Raw genomic sequence first — 13,201 nt, 5'->3', positions numbered from 1 at the left:
CCATGACCGCCACACGGCTCGCACTGGATCTCGCCGTCACCCTCCGCCACGACGGTCACGGCGGCGTTGCCGACGACCTGGCCGACACGGCCGGGCTCGCCACGTGGGTGCGCGACCGCGCCACCCTGCTGGACTGTTGCGCGCACCCGGGCGCCGTGGACCAGGAGCTGCTCGACACCGTGCGGGAACTGCGCGCCGCCGTCCGCTCCCTCTTCGCACGTGCCGTCCTCCCGGGGCCGCCGAGCCGCGCCGACGACCGGCGACTGCTCCCCGAGGGCGAGGCGATCGGCCGCCTGAACGCCGCCGCGGCCGGGGTGGCGACGGTGCCGGAGTTCAGCTGGGCGCCCGGCGGGTCGCCCGCGGTGCGGATTCGGCCGACCGGGGACCCCTCGGCCGCCGACCGGCTCACCGCCGCGCTCGCCCGCGCCGCCATCGCCTTCCTCCAGGGACCCGAACGCGATCTGCTGCGCGCCTGCCCCGCCCCGCGCTGCGTCCGCTACTTCGTCAAGGAGCACGCCCGGCAGGAATGGTGCGCCCCCTCCTGCGGCAACCGCGCCCGGGTCGCCCGCCACCATGAACGCCGCAGGGCCGGACAGGGCGGCGCCCCGTAGTGTGGAGCGCGTGAAGGGTGAAAGCGATCTCCGGCTGCTGCTGAGCGGGATGCGGCCCGAGCTGAACGAAGGCCGCTACGTCTTCACGACCGTTCCCGGCACGGTCCCCGAGGGCCTGACCCCGGTCGTCACCGTCGCCGAGCACGAGGGCGTCACCCTCGTCGTCCGACAGGAGGAGGCCGACCGCGCCGGCCTGGCGTACGACTACGTCGCGGCGTGGATCACGCTGCGGGTGCACTCCGCGCTGAACGCCGTCGGCCTGACCGCCGCCGTCGCCACCGAACTCGCCGCCGCGGGACTCAGCTGCAACGTCGTCGCGGGCTTCCACCACGACCACCTCTTCGTACCGCACGACGCGGCCCACGAAGCGCTCCGCCACCTCACCTCGCTCGCCGCACGGTCGTGAGCGGCAGGGCGCCCGCCCGCCCGAAGGCGCCTGCCGGGCCCGCGGCGCACCGGCCGTCGCCGGTGCCGACGTCGGCGCGGCGAGCCGGGCCCGGCCACGTACGATGGCGGCATGTCCTTCCTCCGCCGCCGCAGCGCAGCCACGCCCGCCGGGCCTGACTTCGACGTCCTCGCCATGGACCCCGGGGACTGGCCGGGCAACCTCGGAGCCGGGCTGCTGCCCGCCCCCGACGGAAGCTGCCAGGGTGTCTTCCTCCGCTACGACCTGTTCGGCGGCCGCGGCCCCGCGATGATCATCGGGAACCTGCCGGAGGGCTCCCCGGCCCGCGAGCTGGACGACGACCAGGTGCCCTTCGAGGTGGCGCAGCTGCTGGCGGCGCTCGGCAACGACGAGCCCGTGGTGGTCGTCGAGACCGAGGACACCCCCGTGATGCACGAGGACAACCTGCTGATCGTCAAGCGGATCAAGTGCTCCGAGAGCCGGATCTCCTGCGCCCAGTTCGACCGCAGCGACGGCGTGCTGGTCACCATCGCCAGCTGGGACCGGCCGATCACCGACGACCTCTACGCCCTTCTCAAGCCGCTGCCGGCGGAGCTCTTCCAGCAGAGCTGACCCCGGCGCGTACGGGAGCGGACACACCTCGCGCCCGGTGGACGGTCCTCCGTCCACCGGGCGCGAGGTCTTTCACCCCACCGGGGCGCGCCCCTGCCTACTCCCGACCGGCCCGTCGGACATCGACATCCGCCGCCCGGACGTAGCCGACCCGGTGACCGAGCTGGATCTCGTAGTACACGTCCTTACCGCGCACGATCGCGTGCTTGGTGACGTCGAACGTCGGGGCGTAGAAATACTCGCCCCGCATCCGCTCACCGATGACGTACTCCTGCCCCGCGGCCAGCCTGTAGGGCAGCGGGGAGACGGCCTGGACCGGCACTCCGGCCGGATAGGCGTCCTTCTCCGGGTACGCGCGGCCGTAGACCGGGATCTCCGCCGAGCCGGTCTTCGGCGTGGCGACCCGCCCCTCGGCGGGCACCGCCGTCGGCCGCTCGGCCGGGTTGTGGAACCACGCCTTCTGCCCGAGATACCAGATCGCCGTCCAGTCGCCGGAGCGTCCCGCCACCGCGAACTGCTGCCCCGTCGTGGCACGGGCACCGGTGTCGTTGACGCCGGTCGTCGAGTCGGCGCCGTCCGGGTGCAGCCCGATGTCCTTGACCAGCGGGGCGTTCCCGCTCGGCCCGGTGTGCAGCCGGACCGCCGCGGAACCGTGGGGGGCGCAGGGCTCGCCGGCCTTCTCGCAGCCGGTGTAGACGGGCCGGTTGCGGTCGTAGTCGGGGCGGATGGTCACCAGCCCGTCCTTGGCGCTGCCGGTGGACCGGAACGGCTTGCCCAGGAGGGAGAAGTAGTGCTGCCAGTCCCAGTACGGGCCCGGGTCGGTGTGCATCCCCTTGATCGTCGAGGTCGTCGTGCCGGGCACGGTGTCATGGCCCAGGATGTGCCGGCGGTCCAGCGGTACGTCGTACTTGCGGGACAGGTACTTCACCAGGCGCGCCGACGTGCGGTACATCGCCTCGGTGTACCAGGCGTCGGGCGCGGCGAGGAAACCCTCGTGCTCGATGCCGACGGAGTGCGAGTTGATGTACCAGTTGCCCGCGTGCCAGGCGACGTCCTTGGTCGGGACGTGCTGGGCGATCAGGCCGTCCGAGGACCGGATCGTGTAGTGCCAGGACACATACGCCGGATCCTTGATCAACTTCAGCGTGGTCTCCCAGGACCCCTCGGTGTCGTGGATGACGATCGCGTCGACACGCTGGTCCTTCGGCCGGTCCGCCTTGTCGTGGTTGCCGTAGTCGCCGTCGCCGAACTCCTCGTACGGCGCCGGAACGGACTCGCAGGCGACACTCGCCGGGCACTCCAGCCGGGCCTTGGACTCGCCTTCCGACGCCTGCTGCGAGGAGGCGGTGCGCATGCCGATACGTTTCGCCTGGGTGCCGACCGTCAGCGAGGGCATGGCGGCCAGCGTGATGCGCGCTCCCGAGTCGGTGGTCCGCACCAGGCCCCGGCGCATCACGTCGTACACGTCGTCGGCAAAGGCAGTGCCGGCCGCGGCGTTGTCCTCACCGGCGTAGCGGGCGACCGCCGCGTACCACGCGGCCGGGTCGGAACTCCGGTCCATCCCCAGCTTGTGCTGCTCCGCGGCGAGCAGCGCGGCGCCACCGAGCACATTCGCCACGGGGTCCGTGCGCAGCTTCTCGGCGGGCAGCCCGGTCAGCTTCGCGGCCGCGAGCAAGGTCCGCAGCCGCGCCGGCAGGTCCCGGGGTACCACTGCGGCCTGCGTGCCGGCGGCCCGCACCGTTCGCCGTGTGCGTGAGCCGTCGCCGCGCGCGTCCTCGGAGTGGTCACCGAACTCCGGCGTTCGCGCGAGGGCGGTGCGGGCGTCGGTCAGGTGCATCGGGCCGTAGCCGCCGGAGACGCTGGGCGCGCCGCCGTGGCTGTCCCACCGGGACTCCAGGTAGGAGACGCCGAGCAGCACACTGCGCGGCACATGGAAGCGCGCGGCGGCGTCGGTGAAGGCGCGCTCCAAGGCATCGGGACGAGGCTGCCCGGCACTCTCGGACGGCGCGGCCGAGACCAGCGGCAACAGGAGCGCCGCGGCGGCGACGGCGGTGGCGGACCTCCGCAGCGCGGGGCGGGGAGTTCTCTTGACGTCCTTCGGGGCGGATCCTCGCAAAACAGCCTCCTCAAGCCGGCCCGAGCCGGGGCGGTGTGACGGTGGGTGCGCAAACGGCCGTGCGGGGCGGGACCCGCACAGAGCCCCTCTGGGGCTTAGGGGTATCGGTTTGCCGACGATCCGTCAATCATTGAGCCGGGTCGGAATTTTGCATGTCAGGGCATATCCCGAGGAGCATTCCCGGTCCGGGCACCGGGCCTGCGGGGCGTCAGTGGAATGGACCAATGACCGAACGCGATCCGGAGGCGCGAGAACCCGCGCACATGGGTGAGCGGCGCGCCCATCACGGGTGCGCCGCTCACATTCCCCCCTCAGCGGTCAGCGCGTGCCGACCGCCGCCCTCACCGCACGCCGCGCCATCTGGCAGTCGTCGTGCAGCCGGCGGAGGAGCAGCCGCTGCTCCTCGCCCGCCGCGAGCACCCCGGGTTGTCCCGGACCCGGTGTTCCCGTCGGCGTGGGCTCGCGCATGGTGCGCTGGATCGCGGTCTCGTAGCGCCGGATCTCGCGGGTCAGCACCAGCATCAGATTCACCAGGAACGCGTCCCGCGAGGCCGGTCCGGCGGCCTGGGCGAGCTGACTGATCTGGCGGCGCGCCACGGGGGCGTCACCCAGCACCGACCACAGGGTCGCCAGGTCGTAGCCCGGCAGATACCAGCCCGCGTTGTCCCAGTCCAGGAGTACCGGCCCAGCGGGGGAGAGCAGGACGTTGTTCAGCAGGGCGTCGCCGTGGCAGAACTGGCCCTGGGTGTGTGACAGGCCGTGCAGCAGCTTCTGCAGGTCGCCCAGATCCCGGTCGGTCAGCAGCCCCAGGTCGTGATACCGGCCGATGCGGCCCGCGTAGTCCAGCGGGGCGTCGAAGAGCCCGGCCGGCGGACGCCACAGGTTGATCCGGCAGATCGCGCCGAGCGCGGCCCGTACGTCCGCGCGGGGAGGCGCTTCGGACGGGTGCCGCGCCACGGCCGCGACCCGGCCCGGCATACGTTCCACGACCAGTGTGCAGTTGTCGGGATCGGCCGCCACGAGCCGCGGCACCCGTACCGGCGGACGGTGCCGGACGAACGCGCGGTAAGCAGCTATTTCCTGCCGGAAGCTCTCCGACCACGCGGGGGACTGGTCCAGTAAACACTTCGCGACCGCGGTCGTCCGGCCCGTCGTCCCCACCAGGAGGACCGATTTGCCGCTGCGGCGCAGCACCTGGACCGGGTTGAACTCCGGACAGATGCGGTGCACCGAGGCGACGGCGGCGCGCAGCTGGGCGCCCTGGGGACCGGACAAGTCAAGTCTCCCGCTGAGCGGTTGGCCCCCCGTCCCCTGTGTCCGCCGGGCACGGCCGCCGGCGAGACCGGTGACCGCCCCCACGGCAGGGGAGGGGTCGAGGTACGGCCCGCTGCCGGAGGGGCGGGGGCGGTACTGCCGGACGGGGGCGGTCACGGCGGACGATGCTGCATACATGGGTGAGACAGATCCCTTCGTGCGCCGACGAGTTGCGTGCGCTCCCGGCCCGGTGGCGAGAACCCGATGAACGGGCCCCGTGCAGGAGGCCGATCCAGGGTCCCTGTGAAGGGCGCGCACCCTGGGGAATGCGGTCTCGCCACCGGGCCGGGGGCTGCACATCTACAGAACACGCGGGCGCGGGTGGCAGACCATCTGGCGCACCCTGGCGAACCCTGGCGAATGGTCGCAGCCCACGTCACGGGCCGTTACTGTCAACTCAGTCGAGGAACCTGGGGGCTTGACGTGGACAGGGAGCCGAACACCCGTCTCGCGGACCTTTTCGGCCTGGCCGGATGGTCCAAGGGAGAACTGGCAAGACTGGTCAACCGGCATGCGGCGGCCATGGGCCATCCGCAGTTGGCGACCGACACCTCGCGAGTGCGGCGCTGGATCGACATGGGGGAGACCCCCCGCGATCCGGTGCCCAAGGTCCTGGCTTCCCTCTTCACCGAGCGACTCGGCCGTGTCGTAACCATCGAGGACCTCGGGTTCGCAAGAACCGGTCGCTCGGGGAAACGGCAGGCCATGGACGGTCTGCCGTGGGCACCCGAACGGACCGCCGCGGTCCTCACGGAATTCACGGGAATGGACCTCATGCTCAACCGACGCGGCTTGGTGGGCGCGGGCGCGGCGCTCGCCGCGGGCTCCGCACTCACCGGCGCCATGCACGACTGGCTGCACACCGACCCGGCCCTGACCTCGGACGCACCCCACGACGCGTTCGTAGCCGACTCCCTGGAGGACCTCGACCAGATCGGCCTCGACCGCTACGAGGCGGCGCCCGTGGGGTCGCAGGAGATCGACGCCCTGGAACGCTCCGTGGAGGTGTTCCGCGCCTGGGACGCCGCCCGCGGTGGCGGACTGCAGCGCAAGGCGGTGGTCGGCCAGCTCAACGAGGTCGGCGGCATGCTCGCGTATCGCCACCCCGATCATCTGCAGCGCAGGCTGTGGGGGGTGGCGGCCAACCTGGCGGTGCTGGCCGGCTGGATGTCCCACGACGTGGGCCTGGAGCCCACCGCCCAGAAGTACTTCATCATCGCGGCCCACGCGGCGCGCGAGGGCGGAGACCGGCCGCGGGCCGGCGAGGCGCTCTCCCGTGCCGCCCGTCAGATGGTCCACCTGGGTCGCCCCGATGACGCACTGGATCTGATGAAGCTGGCCAAGTCCGGTTCCGGCGAGGAGACCCTGCCGCGCACCCGCGCCATGCTGCACACCATCGAGGCATGGGCGCAGGCGTCCAAAGGCCACGGCCAGGCGATGCGCCGCACCCTGGGCGAGGCGGAGGAACTGTTCGTCTCCGACAAGGGCGATGTGCCCCCGCCCAGCTGGATGCAGATGTTCGACGAGGCGGATCTGCACGGCATGCAGGCCCTGGCGTTCCGTACGCTCGCCGACCACGATCCGTCGGCCGCCCGCATCGCCCAGCACCACGCCAAGCAGGCGCTCCGGCTGCGGGAGAACGGCCGCCAGCGGTCGCAGATCTTCGACTACATCTCGCTGGCCTCGGCGTGCTTCATCGGCAACGACCCCGAACAGGCCGACCGCTACGCCAGGTTGGCACTGGTGTCCATCGGCGAGAACAGCTCCCACCGCACCTGGGACCGGCTGCGCGAGATGTTCCGGCTCACGGGGCAGTACGCGAACTTCGCCAAGATCCAGGACCTGCGCGAGGAGATCCAGCATGTCCTGCCGAAGGAGAAGAGCAAGCCCAAGGGCAAGGGCTCCGGTCTCGCGCCGCGCCTGGGCGCGGACCTCGGCCGGAAGTTCTCGGTCTGAGCGGTACGAGCCCCCTCGGCGGGGCACCACGGCTGGAGACAGCGCTGACGTCAGCTCGTATGCGGGCCCAGCCGGCTCAGAGCCGGCCGGTCCTCGCTACGCGGCGCTGCCGATATCGACCGCGCCGCCGTCATCCACTGTGCTGCCGGAGCCTGTGGTGTGGTGTGTCAGTCGCCGATCCTGGCGATCAGGACACACGCGTCGTCCTCACGCTCGGTGGTGCCGAACTCCTCGACGACGATGCGGACGCTGTCCTGCGCACTGCGGGCCACGGCGAACCGCGGAGCGAGTGCGAGGAGTCGCTCGGTGCCCTCGTGGGCGGTGCCCGTGGCGGGCGTACGGCGCGGGACGAGTCCATCGGTGTGCAGGACGAGCAGATCGCCCGGCTCCAGCTGCTCGATCCGCTGGTCGTAGGTGGCGCCCGTGGTCGCGCCGAGAAGGACGCCCGCGGGCGGGTCCAACGCGCGCCCCGTGCCGCCGCGGAAAAGCAGCGGTGCGGGGTGCCCGGCCTGGGCCCACTCCAGCCGACGGGTGGCGGGGTCGAAGTGGGCGCACAGCGCGCTGCCCAGGGCGGGCTGCGCCGTGGTGTCCAGCAGTTGATTGAGGAAGCCGAGCAACGGTCCCGGCTGCTGGCCCGTGACGGCCATCCCGCGCAGCGCGCCGAGCACCATCGCCATCCCGGACGTGGCCGCGACGCCGTGGCCGGTGAGGTCGCCGACGCTCAACAGCGTTTTGCCGTCGGGGAGTTGCAGTGCGTCATACCAGTCGCCGCCGATCAGGGCGCTGGTGCCGGACGGGAGGTATCGACCGGCGAGGTCGAGGGCGACCGGGCCGCCCTGCGGGAAGTGCAGGGAGTCACGCCACGGCGGGAGTACGGCCTCCTGGAGCTCCACCGCGATGCGGTGCTCGGTTTGCGCGATCTGCCGCTGACGCTGGAGCGAGTCACCGCTCTCGCGCACCGCCTGCTGGCTGCGGCGCAGCTCGCTGACGTCCCGCAGCACGGCCCACATGCAGGCGGTACTGCCGTCGGCGTCGAGCACCGGCTCGCCGACCATGTGCACCGTCCGGGTGTCGGAATCCGGACGCACGATGCGGAATTCACCGTCGATCGGCCGGCCGTCCACCAGGCAGTCCGTGACCATCGTGGCCAGCCGCTCCTGGTCCTCGGCGAGGACCAGGGACGGCAGCTCGTCGAGGGTCAGCGGACCGTCGGACGGCTGCCTGCCGAACATCGCGAACAGCTCGTCGGACCAGCTCACCTCGTCGGTGAGGAGGTTCCACTCGGCGCTGCCGACCCGGCGCAGCAGCGAGCCGCGCTCGTGCGGCTCGGGCTCGGGCTCAGACGGTGCGGCGGGCAGCTCGGGGTGCGGCGCGACGTCGCCCTCGTACTCGCCGTACTCGGCGGGCAGGCCCTCTCTCAGCTGGTCGAGATGCCCGCCGAGGTCGTCGAGGTGGTGGACGGCGAGGTCGCACAGGGCCCGCTGCCAGCGAAGCTGCGGGTCGGCCGTGGCGACATCGGCATCCGGCGACGACTCCCGGCGCACGGCGTCGAGGCCACCGCGCAGGCGGCGGGCCTGCGTGATGAGTGCCTCGACCGTGTCCCGCTCGGGAGGCCGGTCGGCTGGATGGTCCGCGAAGAGAGGGGACGGCATGACGTACTCCGTGATCAGGCGGCGCCGGGGCCAGGTCTGACAGAAGGGCCGGTAACGACTGTTGCACAGGCTGCGACTGTCCGTAAGGGATTTGGCATTACCCGATACGGTGGTGCAGCTGGCATATGCCCCAGGCCTTCCTGGCGCAACCCTGGGGCGAATCGGCGGAATGACAGCTTCCAGGCTAGGCTGCGGCCGCCGTACAGCAGTCATGCCCGCCGATCCACGGTGGGAACGACGCATACGGCCCGCGGTCACCGGCAAGAATGCCGGTCAGCGGAAATCCCGTTGCCAGCCTGCCCCCCGCACCGGATGCTGACCTCATGTTCGATCCAGACATAGCGCCCAGTGGCACCCTCCTCGGCCTCCTTCAGCGAGGCCGCGGCGACGGGACCCTGCATGCCCTCGCGGCGCCGCGGGCCGAGGCGCTCGCGGAACTCAACACCTGCGTGCTGCGTGACCCCCGGCGCGACTGGCAGGTGGAGAACCGCTCGCTCTACTACGCACGCCTCTACATGCAGCTCGACGGCGGGCTCGAAGAGATCGAACGGCACCTCTTCCACCCCGACGACCGCATCGACACCGCCGAGGAGCGCACCGGCCTCGCCCTGGCCGTACTGGGCCACCTCGCCTCCTACGGCCGGGACGCCGCCCGCCTGCTGCTGCGCAGCTACGCCGCGGTCGGCAGCAACTGGCGCTGGGCTCTGGACGAGCTCGCGCTGCGTGACGACGACGCCGGGCTGATGACGCTGGCCCCCGCCGTCCTCGCGCGCTTCCCGGAGACCGCGGAGGGGGAGGCGGAGCTGGCCGCGGCCGTCCGCGACGCCTTCGAGCCCCGGCCCTGGCGGCTCTGGGCCGAGGACGCGCGCTACGCCGCTCGCCTGGCCGCCGCGGGGGAGCAGGGCTCCTTCGACCGTTGGCAGCGGCAGATGCGGCCCCGTGGGCCGCGTCCCGGCTGGAGCGTGACCGAGGTATTGCAATGGGCCCAGCAGGGACTCGATCTGCATCCGGCGGAGCACCGGCACGCTGCTGCGGCGCGCTGCCTGGCGGCCGTGGCGGGTCCTGAGGACCGTCCCGAACTGCTGCGGGCCGCGGGCAGCGGACCGGACGCGGCCCGCGCCGCCGCACTCCACCACCTCGCCGAGCGCGGCGACCCCGACGTTCTCGATCTGATCGAGGCCGCGGTCGTCGACCCGCTCTCCGGCGACGCGCTGATCTCGGCCGCACTCGCCGCCTTCGAGCGGATGTGCAGTGTGGCCGCCGTCGAGCGGGCCCGGTTCTGGGCGCGGCGGGCGGATCGCCTGGGCGCGTCCGCCGCCGCGATGCTCGCCCGCCGCGGCGCCAAGCGCGACAGCGAGCTGGTGCTGGCCGCGCTGCGCAGGACCGTGCGTGAGGAAGGACCGGACGCGGACCAGCTCTGGGAGCTGGTCGACGGGGCCGGCCGCCTCGGAGTCGACTGTGCCGCCCCCGTTCTGCGCCACGTCTACCGCGAGACCTCCTCCTCCCACCTCCGCGGCCGGGCCGCGGGCGCGCTCGCCGCGGCCGACCCGGGATTCGCGGCCGGGTTCGCCGTCGAATGCCTGTGGGACTGCGAGGAGACCACCCGCGAACTGGCCGCCAGGCATGCCGCGACCGGCGACGACCGGGTCGTCGAGCAGCTTCGCCGCCTCGCCGCGGATCCCGCCGAGGAGGCCGAGGTCCAGACGGCCGTCCGCGCCAGATTCGGACCGGACGCCTCGGCGGTATGAGACGGCTCGGCCGAGGCCGGGCCGGAGGGGCCGGCTGAACGGACCGTCCGGAGCGTCCGTACGGACTGAACGGCCGACCGATGGGCCGGACCCCGGGAGGCCGCCGGAGCGGGGAGCCCGTGGGAGGCACGGGATTGGGCGTGGGGCCGTTCCGCCGGGCTCCGCCGAGCCGCTGCCCGGCGCGGGGGCGGAAGGACGGCTCGGGACGCCGTGGTCCGGAACGCTCATGGGGTGTTCCCCGGTTGGAAAGATCCCTTTGGTGCTGCCCACGCACGGTGCGTCGACAACAGCGGTATGCGAGTCGTCATCGTCACCGAATCCTTCCCGCCCGATGTCAACGGCGTCGCCCACTGCGCCCTGGAGACCGCCCGCCACCTCGTCCGGCGCGGCCACGATCCGCTCGTCATCGCGCCGCTCGGCGGCTCCGGACCGGTCGGTGGCGATCTCGACGGCCCGTGCCCCGTCGTACGGGTGCCGTCGATGCCGCTGCCCGGGTATCCACAGGTGCGGATCGCGCTCCCGGGGCGCCGGCTGGCTGCCGCGCTCGACGGGCACCGCCCCGACCTGGTGCACCTCGCCGGCCCCTTCGTCCTCGGTGCGCGGGGGATGGCGGCGGCAGCCCGTCGCCGGCTGCCCACGATCGCCGTCTACCAGACCGACCTGGGAAGTTACGCCCGTACCTACCTCGGGGGCGGTGGGGCCACGGCCTGGCGGCGTATCCGGTCGGTGCACTCCGCAGCGGACCGCACCCTCGCGCCCTCCGGCCCCGCACTGCGGGAGCTGACCGAGCGTGGCGTGCCGCGGGTCCGGCTGTGGCCGCGTGGCGTCGATTCCGCGCGGTTCCACCCGGGGCGGCGGGATGCGGTGCTGCGCAGCTCGCTGGCCGCGGGTCGGAAGCTGCTGGTGGGTTACGTGGGGCGGCTGGCGCCCGAGAAGGAGGTGCGACTGCTGGCCGAGACTTCGCGGCTGCCCGATGTGCGGACCGTCGTCATCGGAGACGGGCCCAGCGCGGCCGGTCTGCGCGCCGCCCTGCCCGAGGCGCGCTTCCTCGGCCGGCGTACCGGCGATGAACTCGCCCGTCTTTACGCCTCGTTGGATGTTTTCGTCCATACCGGCCCGTACGAGACCTTTTGTCAGACCGTGCAGGAGGCGATGGCCTCCGGTGTGCCCGTGGTCGCGCCGCGTGCGGGTGGCCCGCTCGATCTGGTGGACCACGGCCGTACCGGTCTGCTGGTGACGCCGGGTGACGGAGGCGCCTTCCGGGACGCGGTCCGGGTGCTGGCGGAGGGCACCGAAATGCGCGTGCGGTACGGCACCGCGGCCCGCAGGGCCGTCGAGGACCGCACCTGGGAGGTGGTGGGCGATCAACTCCTCGGCCACTACGACGAGGTGCTCGCCGGCCGGACGGCGGTGGCGGCGTGAGCACGCGGCGGGACATCGCGGCGGCACCGTGGACGCCGTCGCTCGGCGCGACCGGCCTGCGCATCGTACGGATCGCCAACTTCATCGCGCCGGCCTCCGGCGGGCTGCGCACCGCACTGCGCGAACTCGGCGCCGGTTACCGGGCCGCCGGGCACGAGCCGGTGCTCATCGTGCCGGGACCGCCGCCGACGGGCCGCGGGGGCGCGGGGGCGGCGGGCGAGCCCCGCGGGCTCTCGGGCCTCGGGATCCGATCCGAGCACACCGCGCAGGGGCGGGTGATCACCGTGCCGGCGCCGGTACTGCCCGGGACCGGCGGCTACCGCGTACTGACCGACCGCCGAAGCCTCCAGCGCCTGCTCCGGGCGCTGCAACCCGACCGGCTCGAGGTGTCCGACCGTACGACGCTGCGCTGGACGGGCGAATGGGCCCGGCGGGCCAGGGTGCCCTCGGTGATGGTCTCGCACGAGAGCGTCGACGGGGTGCTGGGGACCTGGGGCGTGCCGCGCTTCCTGGCCCGCTCCACCGCGGACCGGCTCAACTCCCGTACGGCCCATGCCTACAGCCGGGTGGTGTGCACGACCGAGTGGGCGGCGGCCGAGTTCACCCGGGTCGGGGCGCGAAATGTGGTGCTCGCGCCACTCGGCGTCGACCTCGCGGCCTGGCACCCCGGCTGCCGCAGCACGGCGCTGCGGCAGCACTGCGCGGGCCGGGCCGCCGTACTGCTCGTGCTGAGTTCGCGGCTGTCGCCGGAGAAGCGGCCCGGACGCGCTCTGGACACGCTGGCGGAACTGCGTCGGCGCGGAGTCGAGGCGGCGCTGGTCGTGGCCGGCGACGGGCCGCTGCGCGACCGGCTGGAGGCCCGGGTACGGGCCGAGCGGCTGCCCGCGGCGTTCCTCGGGCACCTCACCGACCGCGCCCGGCTCGCGGCGCTCCAGGCCAGCGCCGATGTCGCGCTCGCCCCGGGACCGGCCGAGACCTTCGGGCTCGCGGCCCTGGAGGCGCTCGCGTGCGGCACCCCGGTCATCGCCAGTGCGTCCTCGGCGCTCGCCGGTCTGGTCGGCGGTGGCGGTGACACCGCGCTGGACGACAGCTCCTCCTTCGCCGACGCGGTCCAGCGGGTGATGGCGCGGCCCGAACCCGCGCGCCGTGCGGCCGCGCGCCAACGGGCCGAGGGGTACGGCTGGCAGCCCGCCGTCGATGCCTTCCTGGCGGCCCACGACGCTCCGGTGGATCGGCGGGGCGTGGAGACCGGGCCGGCTGCGCTCCCGTATCCGAGCGGGTGGTGACGAGGCCGGCGGGGCGTGGTGGGCGCGGACGGCCGGGCCCACCGCCCCGGTCGGCCGCCGTCACCCGGACAGGGCCTG

The 13,201-nt window shown here is 73.2% G+C and carries 10 protein-coding genes; 7 read left to right on the top strand and 3 right to left on the bottom strand.

Annotated elements, in window-relative coordinates; all coding sequences use genetic code 11:
• The first annotated feature begins 2 nt into the window (after window positions 1-2).
• The 3 genes from ACH4FH_RS26105 (at window position 3) to ACH4FH_RS26095 (ending at window position 1,629) form a co-directional block, all read left to right on the top strand.
• The gene (locus ACH4FH_RS26105; RefSeq protein ID WP_398558329.1) at window positions 3-611 is read left to right on the top strand and encodes a CGNR zinc finger domain-containing protein; all 609 of its coding nucleotides are present in this window, start codon (window positions 3-5) and stop codon (window positions 609-611) included.
• 10 nt (window positions 612-621) lie between these two features.
• Window positions 622-1,017 (top strand): ACT domain-containing protein, encoded by a 396-nt coding sequence (locus ACH4FH_RS26100; RefSeq protein WP_398558328.1) that lies wholly within the window; start codon window positions 622-624, stop codon window positions 1,015-1,017.
• Window positions 1,018-1,128: 111 nt separating this feature from the next.
• Entirely contained in the window at window positions 1,129-1,629 is a 501-nt protein-coding gene (locus ACH4FH_RS26095; protein ID WP_398558327.1) for a hypothetical protein, read from the top strand.
• A 97-nt stretch (window positions 1,630-1,726) separates the two neighbouring features.
• On the opposite strand, the gene ACH4FH_RS26090 is transcribed toward ACH4FH_RS26095, so the two are convergent.
• Window positions 1,727-3,745 (bottom strand): N-acetylmuramoyl-L-alanine amidase, encoded by a 2,019-nt coding sequence (locus ACH4FH_RS26090; RefSeq protein WP_398558326.1) that lies wholly within the window; start codon window positions 3,743-3,745, stop codon window positions 1,727-1,729.
• Between the two features lie 318 nt (window positions 3,746-4,063).
• Entirely contained in the window at window positions 4,064-5,197 is a 1,134-nt protein-coding gene (locus ACH4FH_RS26085; RefSeq protein WP_398558325.1) for an aminoglycoside phosphotransferase family protein, read from the bottom strand.
• A 285-nt stretch (window positions 5,198-5,482) separates the two neighbouring features.
• Between ACH4FH_RS26085 and ACH4FH_RS26080 the strand changes: the two genes are divergently transcribed.
• Window positions 5,483-7,015 carry a hypothetical protein gene (locus tag ACH4FH_RS26080; protein ID WP_398558324.1) on the top strand — a complete coding sequence of 511 codons (1,533 nt, stop codon included), beginning with the start codon at window positions 5,483-5,485 and terminating at the stop codon, window positions 7,013-7,015.
• Window positions 7,016-7,182: 167 nt separating this feature from the next.
• Here ACH4FH_RS26080 and ACH4FH_RS26075 read toward each other — a convergent pair whose 3' ends face one another.
• Window positions 7,183-8,667 carry a PP2C family protein-serine/threonine phosphatase gene (locus ACH4FH_RS26075; protein ID WP_398558323.1) on the bottom strand — a complete coding sequence of 495 codons (1,485 nt, stop codon included), beginning with the start codon at window positions 8,665-8,667 and terminating at the stop codon, window positions 7,183-7,185.
• A 323-nt stretch (window positions 8,668-8,990) separates the two neighbouring features.
• Here ACH4FH_RS26075 and ACH4FH_RS26070 point away from each other — a divergent pair, with 323 nt between their 5' ends.
• The 3 genes from ACH4FH_RS26070 (at window position 8,991) to ACH4FH_RS26060 (ending at window position 13,123) form a co-directional block, all read left to right on the top strand.
• A complete protein-coding gene (locus tag ACH4FH_RS26070) occupies window positions 8,991-10,415 on the top strand; it encodes a HEAT repeat domain-containing protein (protein ID WP_398558322.1) in 1,425 nt (474 codons plus the stop codon).
• A 294-nt stretch (window positions 10,416-10,709) separates the two neighbouring features.
• Window positions 10,710-11,837 (top strand): glycosyltransferase family 4 protein, encoded by a 1,128-nt coding sequence (locus tag ACH4FH_RS26065; RefSeq protein ID WP_398558321.1) that lies wholly within the window; start codon window positions 10,710-10,712, stop codon window positions 11,835-11,837.
• Entirely contained in the window at window positions 11,834-13,123 is a 1,290-nt protein-coding gene (locus ACH4FH_RS26060) for a glycosyltransferase (protein ID WP_398558320.1), read from the top strand. Before ACH4FH_RS26065 ends, ACH4FH_RS26060 begins: the two co-directional genes overlap by 4 nt.
• The last annotated feature ends 78 nt before the right edge of the window (window positions 13,124-13,201 follow it).

This window comes from Streptomyces sp. NPDC017993 (assembly GCF_044328065.1).
Lineage (GTDB): Bacteria > Actinomycetota > Actinomycetes > Streptomycetales > Streptomycetaceae > Streptomyces.
The sequence above is the reverse complement of the archived record's forward strand: the minus strand, read 5'-3'. Positions and strand labels throughout refer to the sequence as shown.

Coding starts and splice junctions, on each gene's coding strand:
- ACH4FH_RS26105 (WP_398558329.1), top strand. CDS start 3: ATGACCGCCACACGGCTCGCACTGGATCTCGCCGTCACCCTCCGCCAC.
- ACH4FH_RS26070 (WP_398558322.1), top strand. CDS start 8,991: ATGTTCGATCCAGACATAGCGCCCAGTGGCACCCTCCTCGGCCTCCTT.
- ACH4FH_RS26075 (WP_398558323.1), bottom strand. CDS start 8,667: ATGCCGTCCCCTCTCTTCGCGGACCATCCAGCCGACCGGCCTCCCGAG.
- ACH4FH_RS26065 (WP_398558321.1), top strand. CDS start 10,710: ATGCGAGTCGTCATCGTCACCGAATCCTTCCCGCCCGATGTCAACGGC.
- ACH4FH_RS26095 (WP_398558327.1), top strand. CDS start 1,129: ATGTCCTTCCTCCGCCGCCGCAGCGCAGCCACGCCCGCCGGGCCTGAC.
- ACH4FH_RS26085 (WP_398558325.1), bottom strand. CDS start 5,197: ATGTATGCAGCATCGTCCGCCGTGACCGCCCCCGTCCGGCAGTACCGC.